This is a genomic window from Streptomyces sp. NPDC020965 (assembly GCF_044333555.1).
GTDB lineage: Bacteria > Actinomycetota > Actinomycetes > Streptomycetales > Streptomycetaceae > Streptomyces.
In genome coordinates this window covers 1-13,322 of the sequence record NZ_JBIRRE010000008.1, presented here as the reverse complement: position 1 = coordinate 13,322, position 13,322 = coordinate 1, and the positions used below count along the sequence as shown (strand labels likewise).

The 13,322-nt window shown below is 72.5% G+C and carries 4 protein-coding genes and 1 pseudogene; 2 read left to right on the top strand and 3 right to left on the bottom strand.

Annotated elements, in window-relative coordinates; translation table 11 throughout:
- Positions 1 to 125: 125 nt before the first annotated feature.
- Positions 126 to 491 carry a hypothetical protein gene (locus ACH4S7_RS23420; protein ID WP_398523199.1) on the top strand — a complete coding sequence of 122 codons (366 nt, stop codon included), beginning with the start codon at positions 126 to 128 and terminating at the stop codon, positions 489 to 491.
- The gene (locus ACH4S7_RS23415; RefSeq protein WP_398523198.1) at positions 488 to 730 is read left to right on the top strand and encodes a hypothetical protein; all 243 of its coding nucleotides are present in this window, start codon (positions 488 to 490) and stop codon (positions 728 to 730) included. The genes ACH4S7_RS23420 and ACH4S7_RS23415 overlap by 4 nt, the downstream gene beginning before the upstream one ends.
- Before the next feature lie 676 nt (positions 731 to 1,406).
- On the opposite strand, the gene ACH4S7_RS23410 is transcribed toward ACH4S7_RS23415, so the two are convergent.
- The 3 genes and pseudogenes from ACH4S7_RS23410 to ACH4S7_RS23400 form a co-directional block, all read right to left on the bottom strand.
- Positions 1,407 to 2,768 carry an MFS transporter gene (locus tag ACH4S7_RS23410; protein ID WP_398523535.1) on the bottom strand — a complete coding sequence of 454 codons (1,362 nt, stop codon included), beginning with the start codon at positions 2,766 to 2,768 and terminating at the stop codon, positions 1,407 to 1,409.
- A 504-nt stretch (positions 2,769 to 3,272) separates the two neighbouring features.
- A pseudogene (locus ACH4S7_RS23405) lies at positions 3,273 to 9,341 on the bottom strand (SDR family NAD(P)-dependent oxidoreductase); the annotation flags it as partial.
- Between the two features lie 106 nt (positions 9,342 to 9,447).
- The coding region (locus ACH4S7_RS23400; RefSeq protein ID WP_398523197.1) for an SDR family NAD(P)-dependent oxidoreductase at positions 9,448 to 13,322 on the bottom strand (3,875 nt) is incomplete at its 5' end.

The window sequence follows — 13,322 nt, the reverse complement described above, 5'->3', positions numbered from 1 at the left end:
TCCTGGGGAGTGTGCGTGCCAGGGCACGGCAGACAGGCGGGACTTCGAAGACACGACCTAGCGGGCGGGAGTGGCTGACGCCGGCCGGTAGCGTGGGCGCGGACACGGGGCAGAGGAGGGACACCATGGCCGAGCCGGTTCCGTCCGACCCGGACGAAGAGGCCGTCGTCCGGCGCATCCGGGCCCAGAACGCGGCCTTCGCCGAACTCGACCGCACGCCCAGGGCGCACCCGCCGAGCGGTCCCGTCACGGTGTCCGTACACGGCGAGGTCTTCACCGTGCCCCTCACCGTCGAGGACGTCCGCACCGCTCTCCCCGAACCGCTCCGCACGGAGTTCGACGACGAGATCGCCGCCGCGCCGCGCACTGTCGCCGCCCGGGTGATCCGCCGATGGGCGCTGGAGACCATCCCCGGCGATGCGCTCGACCGCGTCGATGTCCTCCTCCGGGCCGAGCAGCGCGCCGCCCGGCCCGGAACGGCCGCCGCGTGAGCTATCGCGTCGCCTACGCGCCCTTCGCCGAGGAGGCGTTGGAGAAACTCGCCGACCCCGACGGCTTCCGGGCGGCCGTCGTCCGCACCATCGGCGCCTGTGCGCACGGCCACGGCTCCAGTCAGGTGGGCGGTGATCTGGACCGGCGGGAAGTCGTCGTCGCGGAGGTGATCCTGCGCTATGTCGTCTCCGCGGGGATTCTGACCGTGACCGTCGTCCGGCTGATCCCGGAACCGTAGGCAGTGTCCGTGCCCTGGGTCGGCCACCGGGTGTGGGCGGCGGCCGGGCGTCACCCCGGTGCGTGATGACCGCACCGGGGTGGCGGTCCTCGGTACCGGCGCGCGGCCAGTGAGCGGACCGTGCCGTCGTCGGTGAGGGCGAAGACGCGCGTCGTTCGGGATCGATGGCGAGGGAGTACGTACCGTCGGAGCGGCTGGTGGCCCACCCGGCGCCGTCGGTCACATCGACGCCGGGCAGGGGGCGTTCACCCAGGTCGCGCTTGCCGTTGGCGTTGGTGTCCTGGAAGACGGTGCCCTTGACGCTGACGCTGACGGTGTCCGGATCGGCGGGGGTTCCTGCGGCGGCGATGGCCGGTACGAGGAACAGCAGGCCGAGACAGCGTCCGGCCGCCGCGCTCACGCGCTTCATATGACGGGACGTCAGTCACGCGTGGCCCGGATTCGGCCAAGATCCAGTCGAACTTCATCGGCCGGTCGGCAGGTGTTCAATCGGGATACCGAGGCGTCACTTCGTGGTGGTCCGATGGCTCTCACGGGACGCGGGTGAAACCACCGTGCGTACTCCTGGTGGGGACCCTTCGGGGCGCCCCCCGGCGCGATCCTGGCGGAGTCGGCGCGCGCCGGGCCGGTGGTCGACGGTCCGGACGGAGACGCGCGGGGTGTCGGTGGACCTGTGTCACGCGCGTACTGACTTCGTACCGGCCTGCCGGCCGGACTTCTCGCCGGCCTGCCGGCCCGACTGCTCGCCGAGCTCCTCGCCGGACGGCTCGGGCGGAGCTCCGTCCGAGCGGGGCCGGGGCCGGGTCTCGGGCAGGGCGGCGAAACAGGCCGTGCTCAGCACCGCGATGCCGGTCAGCCAGCAGGCCACACCCCACGGCGGTCCCTCCCCGTCCGACAGGGCGGTCGCCACGATCGGGGTGAGCGCCCCGCCGAGCAGGCCCGCGAGGTTGTAGCCGACCGCCGCCCCCGTGCACCGCACCCGTGGCTCGTACAGCTCCGGCAGATAGGCGGCGATCACCGAGAACATCGTCACGAAGGCGAGCAGCGCCACGACGAACCCCAGGAACATCAGCACCGGTTCACCCGTGCACAGCAGCGCGATGAACGGGAACATCCAGACGGCCGCGAGCGCGCTGCCGGCCAGGCACATCGGACGCCGGCCGAACCGGTCGCCGAGGAGCGCGGCGACCGGTGTGAGGACGCCCTTCACCGCGACCGCCGCCATCACCAGGGCCAGCATGAGCGTCGGGCTGACGCCCAGCTTCTCCGTCCCGTACGCCAGGGCCCAGGTGCTCACCGCGTAGAAGATCGCGTAGCCGATCGAGAGCGCACCCGCGGTCAGCAGCAGCAGGCGCCAGTGCTTCCGCAGTACCTCGGCGACCGGTGCCGTCGCACGGTGGCCGGCCGCGGCGAGTTCGAGGAACTGCGGGCTCTCGGCGAGCGAGCTACGCAGCAGCAGTCCGCCCGCGGCCAGCACACCGGCGGCCCAGAACGGCACCCGCCAGCCCCATTCGAGGAACTGCGACCGGGTGAGGGAGGCGGTCAGCGCGAGCATCATGCCGTTGGCGAGCAGAAAGCCCAGCGGCGGCCCCATCTGGGGGAAGCTGCCCCACAGCGCGCGCCGGGCGGGCGGGGCGTGTTCCGCCGTGAGCAGTACGGCACCGCCCCACTCGCCGCCGAGTCCGAAGCCCTGGACGAACCGGAGCACCAGCAGGAGGACGGGTGCGGCGACGCCGATCGTCGCGTACGACGGCACGCAGCCCACCGCGACCGTGGCGAGCCCGGTCGTCAGCAGCGATCCGATGAGCACGGGCCGCCGCCCGTAACGGTCGCCGATATGGCCGAAGACGATCGAGCCGAGCGGGCGGGCGACGAACCCGACGGCGAAGGTGCCGAAGGCTGCGAGAGTGCCGGCCAGTGGTGAGAACGAGGGGAAGAAGAGCGGCCCCAGGACGAGTGCCGCGGCGGTGCCGTAGACGAAGAAGTCGTAGAACTCGATGGCGGTTCCGGCGAGCGATGCCAGGGCGAGCCGCAGCATGGACGGAGCCGCGGCACCACGGCCCGGTCCGGGGATCGGCGAGCGACGGGTAGACATGACCGGCCAACTGCCGGTACAGGTCGGCGGTTACGGACTTTGGGCGGTTTTCGAATGGTCCGGTGTGGTCTGGTGGTGCGGTCCGTGGTGGTCTCCCCTAGGCGGGGCGTCTGCCGGTCCGGAGGAGATCCGGCCACTTCGGTGTGGTCCCCCGCTGGCGGGGATCTCCTCTTCCGCCAGCGGGGGAGCGGTCTTCGCGGAGCCACCGGCCCCGCCGATGTGACGGGACCGGTGGCCCATGACGCGTCCGGAGCCTCCGCACGGCGGCAGCGGGCTGGTCGCGGCCGTGCCGCCCGACCGGCTCCGTTCAGCGGTAGATGGTCTGGGGCTGCTGGTGGTCCGGGGCGGGATCACCGCGGCCGGCGGCGATATCGGCGCCGCCCGAGGTCCGGTGCCTGATCCGCTCGACCTGCCCGCCAGGCCCCCGCTCTCGCAGGCCAAGCGGTGTCAGTCCCCGACCGCACCACCTCTCGCCCCGGTCCAGGCGTCGATCGCGCGCGCCACCTCCCCGGCGTGCTGGGACATGAGCGTGAAGTGGTCGCCCGGCAGGGCGGTCTCGGTGTGTGGCAAGGGCCAGTGGTGCCGCCACTCGGTGGGCTCCAGGGGCGCGGCGCCCGGTGCGGGCAGGGTCGGTTCCCGGGCGCTGAGCATCAGGGTGGGCGCGTCCAGGGCCGTGGTCGGGCGGCGCCACTGTTCGTTGTGGAGCGCGATATAGGCGGCCGAGGCAGTGATCTTCTCGTACGAGTAGTTCTCGGGACGCACCACGGTCAGGTACTGCCGCTGGAAGGACTCCTGGAGCCGCGGGGGCAGTTGGTCCACGGTGTAGGTGTCGATGAGGATCACGCCGCCGGGACCCCGGTCGCCGTCGGCTTCGAGGACGGCGGCGACCGCATGGGCGAGGGCACCTCCGGAGGAGTAGCCGACCAGGTGGTACGGCTCGGCGCCCGCCTCCTTCAGGGTGGCGTCGGCGAGCGCGCGGACGAGCGCGCCCCAGGAGGCGGCGACCGGGTGATCGGTCTCATAGCCGGGCGGAGCGATCACGCGGACATCGCTGACACCGTGGAAGTGACCGGCGAGTGCGCTGAAGTTGAGCACGGGCTCCCAGGTGGAGATCGACGGCAGACAGATCAGTCGGGGTCCGTGCCTGCCATCGGCGAGCCGGGTGACCGTGGTGACCAGGCCACGCTCCGCACGGTCCCGCAGGGCGGCGGCGGACCGGGCGAGAGCTCCCGCCGGCTCGAAGAGGCCGCGGTCGAGCAGACCTCGGTAGATGTCGGCGATGTCATGGCCCCCGCCGACGGACTCCCCGGCCGCGGGTCGCTCGCCGCCGTGGGCCAGCAGATGTTCCGCGGCGCGGAGCGGGGAGTCGTAGGTGAAGACAAAGGTGACGGGCAGCGTCTGACCGGTCGCCCGGGACAGCCGATTGCGGAGTTCCACCGCGGTGAGGGAATCGAAACCGGCCTCGCGGAAGCTTCTGGTCTCGGGCAGGCCACCCGGTGCGTCGACGCCGAGGACGGCCGCCGCCTCCCGCCGCACCAGGTCGACAAGGGCTGTCAGGCGCCGCGCCGGGTCGGGGTCGTTGAGCGCGGGCCGGACGGGTGGCGCGGGGGCGGCGACCCGGCCCAGCGGCTCCGCGAGTCCGCGCAGGAGTGCGGGCAGGGTGCCCCGCGCCAGGTGCGCACGCAGGGCGGCCCGATCGGGCGTCACCGGCACGAGCGCCGGGCGGTCAGCGCCGAGGGCCGCGTCGAGGAGGCGCAGGCCCTGCTCGGGGAGGGTGAGACGCAGACCGGAACGGGCTGACCACCGGGCCGCCCGGGCGATCTCTTCGGAGTCGCCATCGGGATGGGCGGCGGGCGCCCAGAGGCCCCAGGCGAGTGAGGTCGCCGGGAGACCGGCCGCGCGGCGACGGGCGGCGAGCGCGTCCAGGAAGGCGTTGGCTGCGGCGTAGTTGCCCTGGCCGGGGCCGCCGTAGAGGCCGGCGACCGACGAGAACAGCACGAACGCGGTCAGGCCGAGGTCGCGGGTCAGTTCGTCCAGATGGGCCGCCGCGTCCGCCTTCGGGCGCAGCACCGCGTCCAGCCGGGAGGCGTCCAGTGCGCCGATCAGGGCGTCGTCGAACACGGCGGCGGTGTGGAGCACCGCGGTCAGCGGTCCGCAGTCGGCGAGCAGTTCCGCCACTTGCCCGCGTTCGGCGAGGTCGCAGGCGGTGATCCGTACGGAAGCGCCCTCGGCCTCCAGCCGTTCCCGCAGCAGTGCCGCGCCCGGCGCGTCCGGGCCTCGTCGGGACGCCAGCACGAGGTCGCGGATGCCGTGCGCGCGGACGAGGTGTTCGGCGACGAGGGCACCGAGGCTTCCGGTGCCGCCCGTGATCAGGACGGTGCCGGCGGGGTCCAGCGGGGCGCCGGCACCGACCTCACCACCGACAGCGTCGACCCGGGTGAGTCGTGGCACGCTGACCCGGCCGTCCCGCACCGAGAGTTCCCACTCTCCGGCGGCCGCGGCCCGGTCGGCAATGGTGCGGAGGTCGGCATCGGACGGAGCGTCGGGCGCCGTGCCGGAAGCGTACGCGGCGGGGAGCGGCAGTCCGGGGCCGGCTGACCCGGTGGGCGGAGGTCCGTCCGGACCGCACGGGGCGACGGGTGACACATCGGCGAGGAGTACGCGGTCGGGGGCTTCGGCCTGGGCGCTCCGCACGAGGCCACGGACGGCGGCAGCCGCCGGGTCGGTATCGGCGCCGGTGGTCACCACGATGAGCCGGGCGTCCGGCCGGTCCGGGTCCCCCAGCAGCTCCTGCACGGCATGGAGGACGGTCCCGGTGGCGCGGCGGGCGCGATCCGGTTCGTCGCCCGCGCCGGGGAGGACCCGCAACAGCGCCCACTCCGTGCTGTCCGGTGGGAGGGCGGTGGTGGGGAGTTCCACCCGGTCGACGCTGAGGAGTTCCACCGGGGGAAGCAGGTCTCCCGGGGCGACGGGCCTGCTGATGAGTGCGGCCACGGAGAGGACCGGCGCACCACGGTCGTCACTCAGGTCGAGAGTGACGCCGTCGTCCCCCCGGGTCAGCCGTACCCGACCCGCCGTCGCGCCCGTCGTATGCACTTCGACGCCCTGCCAGGCGAAGGCGAGCCCGCGTTCAGTGTCACCGGTGAGGAAGCCGATGTGCAGTGCGGCGTCGAGAAGTGCCGGGTGGACGGCGAATCCGTCGGGGTCGACGTCCACCGCCACGTCGGCGAACCATGTGTCCTCCTGCCGCCAGGCGGCCCGTACCCCGTGGAAGGCGGGACCGTACTCATATCCGGCGTCGGCGAGCGCGGTGTAGAAGTCACCGAGCTCGACGCGCTCGGCACCGGACGGCGGCCACACGCTGCTGAGGGAGGCCGGCGCTGCGGCGGGACGCAGGGTACCGGCGGCGTGCCGGGTCCAGTGGGTACGGGCGTCGGGGCGGGCGAAGACGCTGACGGGGCGGTGGCCGGTGTCATCGGTCCCGCCCACGATGACCTGGACGGTCAGCGCGTCGGCCGGACCGAGCACCATGGGCGCTTCCACGATCAGTTCGGCGACGGCCGGACAGCCGACGCGTGCGCCACCCTGGACGGCGAGTTCCACCAGGACCGAACCGGGCACGACCGGTGTGCCCGCGATCATATGGTCGATGAGCCATGGGTGTGTCCGTGGGCTGATCCTGCCGGTGAGAGTGGTACCGCCGGTGTCGGGGTTCTCCACCACGGCGCCAAGTACGGGGTGCGAAATGGCTTCCTGGCCGACACCCGACACATCGCCCTTCCCCGGCGTCAACCAGTAGTGGCGATGCTCGAAGACGGTGGGGGGTACGGGTTCGGGGGTGGCTTCGGGGAGTACGGAGGGCCAGTCGATGGCGCCGCCGTGGACGAAGACCTCCGCTGCCGACCGCAGGAACCGGTCCCGGCCACCGTCATTGCGTCGGAGGGAACCGAGGGCCACTGCGTCCGCGGCGGTGTCACTGATCGCGGCGGTCAGTGTCGGGTGGGCGCTGGACTCGACGAACAGACCAAAGCCTTGATCCCTGAGGTTCGCTACCGCGTCGGCGAACTGGACGCGGTTGCGGAGGTTGCGTGTCCAGTAGTGGGGGTCGAGGGGGCTGTTGATCCATTGGAGGTCGACGGTGGAGTACCAGGGGATGGTGGGTGTACGGGAGGAGATGTCGGCGAGGAGTTCGTTGAGGCGCGGTGCGATCGTGTCGACATGAGCGGAGTGTGAGGCGTAGTCGACAGAAATGCGTCGTACGCGTGTGCCGTGGGTGCGGTGGTGGTGTTCGAGTGCGTCGAGGGCGGTCGTGTCGCCGGCCAGGACGGTCGCGTGGGGGCCGTTGACGGCGGCGATCTCGACCCCTTCGGGGAGGCCGATGGCGTCGGGTGCCAGGGCGATGGAGAGCATGCCACCCTTGCCGGAGAGCTGCTCGGCGATGACCTGGCTGCGCAGTGCGACGATTTTGGCTGCGTCGTGGAGGGTGAGTGCGCCGGCCACATAGGCGGCGGCGATTTCGCCTTGTGAGTGTCCGATGACGGCGTCGGGTTGGAAGCCGTAGGTGTCCCACAGTGACGCGAGTGACACCATCACGGCGAAGGACGCGGGTTGGACGACGTCCACGCGGTCGAGCCCGGGGGCGCCTACCGTCCCGTACACGACATCGCGTAGGGACCATTCCACATGCGGGGCGAGCGCCGCGGCACACTCTTCCATGCGTGCGGCGAACGCGGGTTCCGTGTCCCACAGCTCCCGGCCCATCCCGGCCCACTGCGCACCCTGACCGGGAAAGACCAGCACCGACTTCCGTGCCCCGTCCGCCGCACCCATGACCACGGCGGGTGAGGGTGCCCCGGCGGCGAGCGCCCGTACCCCTTCGAGATCGAAGGCCACCGCCCGGTGGTCGCGGAGGGCCCGCGTGGTGACCAGGGAGCGGGCGGTTCCGGCCGTGGCGCCCCCGATCGCGGTCAGATGGTCGACGAGGGCCGCCGCCTGGGCCACGAGTCCGTTGGCGGTACGCGCGGAGACGACGAGCGGCATCGCGTCAGCGGCGGGTCGGCCCGGTGCGCCCGGCAGGGGTCGCTCTGCGGTTCGGCCCGGTGTGGCCGGCAGGGCTTGTTCTTCGCGTTGACCCTGTACGGCGGAGCGGGTCGGTGGTTCTTCGAGGATGACGTGGGCGTTGGTCCCGGAGACACCGAAGGAGGAGACACCGGCCCGACGTGGACGCTCGCCCACCGGCCACGGCACCGGCTCGGTCAGGAGTTCCACCCGGCCCGTCGTCCAATCGACCTTCTCGGACGGCCGGTCCACATGCAGGGTGCGGGGCAGCAGACCCTGTCTCATGGCCAACAACATCTTGATGACGCCGGTGACCCCCGCGGCGGCCTGCGTATGGCCGATGTTCGACTTCACCGACCCCAGCCACAGCGGCAGTTCACGTTCCTGACCATAGGTGGCCAGCAGGGCCTGCGCCTCGATCGGATCGCCGAGGACCGTGCCGGTGCCGTGCGCCTCGACCACATCCACGTCCGACGGCCGCAGCCGAGCATTCGCCAACGCCTGGCGGATCACTTGCTGCTGCGCGGGGCCGTTGGGCGCGGTCAGGCCGTTCGACGCGCCGTCCTGGTTGACCGCCGAGCCCTTGAGGACTCCGAGGACCGGCCCCTCCTCGCGCACGGCGTCACGGAGGCGCCGGAGCACGAGCACACCGACTCCCTCGGCCCAGCCGGTGCCGTCGGCCGCGTGGGCGAAGGACTTGCACAGGCCGTCCGACGACAGGCCCCCCTGCCGGGAGAACTCGGTGAAGACCCCCGGTGTGGCCATCACGGTGACGCCACACGCGAGCGCCGTCGAACACTCGCCGGACCGGATCGCCTGGGCGGCGAGGTGCAGGGCGACCAGCGACGACGAACACGCCGTGTCGACGGTGACCGCGGGGCCCCGGACACCGAGGACGTACGAGAGCCGCCCGGACAGCACGCTCGACGCGGTGCCGGTGAGCAGATATCCGGCGCCGTCGTCCGCGCCCACGCCGTACGACTGGGCGGAGGCGCCGACGAACACCCCGAGGTCCTGTCCGCGCAGGGTCGACGGGTCCGTGCCCGCCCGCTCCAGCGCCTCCCAGGCGACCTCCAGCACCTGCCGCTGCTGGGGGTCCATCGCCAGTGCCTCGCGCGGTGAGATGCCGAAGAACTCGGCGTCGAAGCCGCCCGCGTCGGTCAGGAAGCCGCCGTTGCGGGTGTGCGACGAGCCGGTGGCGGCAGGGTCCCGAGTGAAGAGCCCGTCGAGGTCCCAGCCGCGGTCCGGGGGGAAACCGGTCACCGCGGTCTCGCCCCGGTCGAGCAGGTCCCAGAACCGTTCGGGGCTGTCCAGGCCGCCGGGCAGCCGCAGGCCCATGCCGACGATCGCGATCGGCTCGCCCTTGGCGGCCTCCAGCTCCGCCACCTGATCACGGGCGCGGCGCAGTTCGTCCGTCAGCCGCTTGAAGTAGGCGAGATTCTTGTCTCTGTCTTCCACGATGGTCCTCGGGGGGCTCAAGTGTCCTCGGGGCTGGGAACAGGTGTCGTACGGAGCGGTTCCCCGCGGCCGCCGTGTCGGGGCGCCCGCGGGAAAGCCGCCACGGTCAGCCGAGTTCCCGATCGAGGAACTCGTACAGGTTGTCCTCGGTCATCTCGTCCAGATCGCCGGAGTGGCCGGCCGGCTCGGCCTCCAGACCGGCGAGCAGTGCGCGCAGCCGTTCGGCGATCTCCGCCCCGGCCTCCGGGTCCGTCTCCGGGAGCGCGGCCAGGGCCCCGGCGAGCGCGTCGAGATGCAGCCGTACGGGGGCTGTCGGGTCCTTCGGAGCGAAGAGCAGCCCGCGCAGGTGGTCGGCGAGTTCGGCGGGGCTGGGATGGTCGAAGACGATGGTCGCGGCGAGCGTCAGACCGGTGGCCGCACCGAGCCGGTTCCGCAGTTCGACGGCGGTGAGGGAGTCGAACCCGGCGTCCCGGAACGCCTTGTCGGCCCCGAGGGACGCGGTGTCGAGTCCGAGTACCGCGCCCGCGTGGACATGGATCAGCTCCCTCAGCCGGTCCCGCTGTTCGTCGGAGGTGAGGCCGCTCCAGGCGGTGACATCGGCCGAGTCCGGTCCTGAGGGTCCTGCCGGGGTCCGGGAGGCGGCCGGGGCCGAAGCCCGGCCGCCCAGCTCGGCCAGGAGTCGGGGCAGCTCACCGGCGCGGGCCCGCGCCCTCAGCGCCGTACGGTCGAGGGCCACCGCCACCAGATCCGGGCGGTCCGCGCCGAGCGCCGCGTCCAGGAGACGCATCCCCTGTTCCGGTGTGAGGACTCCGACGCCCGAGCGGGTGAGGCGGCGGGTATCGGCCGCTTCCAGCCGTCCGGTCATGCCACCGGTGGGTTCCCACATGCCCCAGGCGATGCTCACAGCGGGGTACCCGGCCGCGCGACGGCGCGCGACGGCCGCGTCGAGATAGGCGTTGGCGGCGGCGTAGTTGGCCTGTCCGGCGCCGCCGAAGACGCCGGCCGCGGAGGAGAAGACCACGAAGGCGGCGAGGTCCAGCTCGCGGGTGAGCGCGTCGAGATGGTCGACGGCGTCCGCCTTCGGCCGGAGGACACGGTCCACACGGGCCGCGTCGAGATCCGTGACCAGGCCGTCATCGAGCGCGCCCGCGGTGTGCACGACGGCGGTCAGTGGAGCGTGCGGCGGGACCTGCCGCAACAGCGCCCGCACCTGATCGTGCTCGGCCACGTCACAGGAGACGATCCTGACCTCGACCCCGGCCGCCTCCAGCCGTGCCCGGACCGTGGCCGCCCCGGGCGCCGACTCACCGGCGCGTGAGGCGAGCAGTACGGAGCGCACGCCGTGGGCCGTCACCAGATGCTCGGCGGTCAGCGCGCCCAGGGCGCCGGTCCCGCCGGTCACCAGGACTGTCCCCGTGGGCTCGGGGCGGCGCGGCAGGACGAGGACGTTCTTGCCGATGTGCTGGGCGCGGGACATCGCGGTGAAGGCGTCCGCCGCCCGGTGCACATCCCAGCGGGTGACCGGCGGCAGCGTCAGCTCGTTCGCGGCGAAGAGGTCCAGGAGGCGGGCGAGGATCTCACCGATCCGCCGCGGGCCCGCGTCCACCAGATCGAACGCGTGGTAGCCGGGGATTCCCGTACGGATGTCGGTCTTGCCCATCTCCAGGAACCGGCCGTCGTCGCCGAGCAGCCCCAGGGAGGCGTCGACATACTCTCCCGCCAAGGAGTTGAGGACGATATCGACACGGGGGAAGCGCCGTGCGAAGTCGAGGGTGCGGGAGTCACCGATGTGGTCATCGGCCACACCCCAGCCGCGCAGGACGTGCTGTTTGCCCGGACTGGCGGTGACGAAGACCTCCGCGCCCAGATGCCGGGCGAGCTGGACGGCGGCGGTGCCGACGCCTCCGGTCGCCGCGTGCACCAGCACCTTCTCACCGGGCCGTGTCCGGGCGAGGTCGACCAGTCCGTAGTAGGCGGTCAGGTACACCACCGGTACGGCCGCCGCCTCCGTGAAGCTCCAGCCGTCAGGCATCCGGGCGGCCATCCGGGCGTCGGTCACCGCGAGCGGGCCGAAACTGTGCGGGAAGAGACCGAACACCCGGTCCCCGGGGCGCAGGTGCTCCACTCCGGCGCCCACATCGACGACGACCCCCGCGGCCTCGCTGCCGAGAACCGGTTCCCCCGGATACATGCCGAGCGCCATCAGGACATCCCGGAAGTTGAGCCCGGCGGCCCTGACCTCGATCCTCACCTCACCGTCCGCCACGGGCCGCGCCGCCTCGGGCCGAGCGGCGGGGCCGACTCCGTCGGCGGTGCCGGTGCCGGTGGCCACGAGCGCCCAGGGGACCGCGTCCGGTATCGCCGGAGCGTGCCGGACCAGCCTCGGCACCGTGAAAACGCCCTCATGGACCGCGAGTTCGCGCTCACCCGCGGCGAGTGCGCCACCGACAGCGGCCGGGAGGTGCGGCAAATCCGTGGCATCGCCCAGGGCGACGAGCACGATCCGACCGGGGTGCTCGGTCTGGGCACTGCGCACCAGACCACGCACGGCGCACGCGGCCGGGGTGTCGTCCTCGGTGACCACGGCGAGCCGTGTGTGCTGCCACCGGGGTTCGGCGAGGAGGTGCCGCAACACGCCCAGCACCCGGGAGACGGCGACACGGGCTCGTGCCGGCTCGGGGACGTCGGCCGGGGCGGCCGGGACCCTGAGCGTGAGCCAGGGAGTGGCCTCCGGGGGTAGGTCGTCGGCATCCTCGATCACCGGACTCGGGTCGACAGCCGTTCCACCGGCGGCCAGGGGGTGCCAGTCGACTGCGTAGAGCTCGTCGGTGCCGTACGGGAGGCTGCCCGTGGGCAGAGGACGGCTGAGCAAGGCGCCCAGGGTGAGGACGGGTGCGCCCTCGGTGTCGGTCACCGTGAGAGCGGCGCCGCCGTCGCCGTCGTCGGTTGGGGTCATCCGCACCCGTACCCGGGACGGTTGGGCGGCGTGCGTCTGGAGACGGGTCCACGCGAAGGGCAACCGGACCTCGTCCCCGGACCCGGCCAGGGTTCCCACGTGCAGCATCGCGTCGAGCAGGGCCGGATGGACGGTGAAGCCCGAACCGTCGGTGGAGTCGGGCAGCGAGACCTCGGCATAGAGTTCGTTGCCGCGCCGCCAGGCCGCACGCAGACCACGGAAGGCGGGCCCGTACGCGTATCCGGCGTCCGCCAGATCCTCGTAGAACCCTTCCAGCGGTACGGGCAGGGCCTCGGCCGGTGGCCACTCGGGCAGCGGTTCGCCCGCGTCGACCGCGGCGCTGAGGGTACCGGTGGCATACCGGGTCCAGGTGCCGTCCTCCGTCCGCCCGTGCACGGTGACGCTCCGCCGCCCTTCGGCTCCGGCCGCGCCCACCGTGACACGTATCCGGAGCGCGCCGGCGTCCGCCAGCCGGGCGGGTGCCTCTATGACCAGCTCTTCGAGTACGGGCGTGTCGGTGTACTTCCCAGCGTGCAGGGCGAGTTCGGCGATGGCCGCGCCGGGGACAAGCGCGATTCCCGCGATCTCGTGATCGGCCAGCCATGGGTGCTGGGCGTGGGAGATCCGCCCGGTCAGCACGGCTCCATCGGCGTCCGGGCTCTCCACCACCGCTCGCAGCACCGGATGCTCCGACGGGGTCAGTCCCAGTCCGCTGACGTCCTCGGTGGGGGAGCCGGAGGTGAGCCAGTAGGTGCGGTGTTGGAAGGCGGTGGTGGGGATTGTGGTGGTGGGTGTGTGGGGGGTGAGGGTGGTCCAGTCGATGTGGGCGCCGTGGGTGTGGATGGTGCTGATGGCGGTGAGTGCGGTGTGGTGTTCGGGTCGGTTTTTGCGGGTGAGTGTTGCTGTGGTGATGTCGGTGGTGAGGGTGTTGATGAGGGTGGTGAGGGTTCCGCCGGGGCCGAGTTCGAGGGCGGTGGTGATGTCGAGGTTGGTGAGGGTGGTGATGGCGTCGGCGAAGCGTACGG

Bases quoted from the DNA above. Each gene is read 5' to 3' on its own strand.
- ACH4S7_RS23410 (WP_398523535.1), bottom strand. From the start codon at position 2,768: ATGCTGCGGCTCGCCCTGGCATCGCTCGCCGGAACCGCCATCGAGTTC.
- ACH4S7_RS23420 (WP_398523199.1), top strand. From the start codon at position 126: ATGGCCGAGCCGGTTCCGTCCGACCCGGACGAAGAGGCCGTCGTCCGG.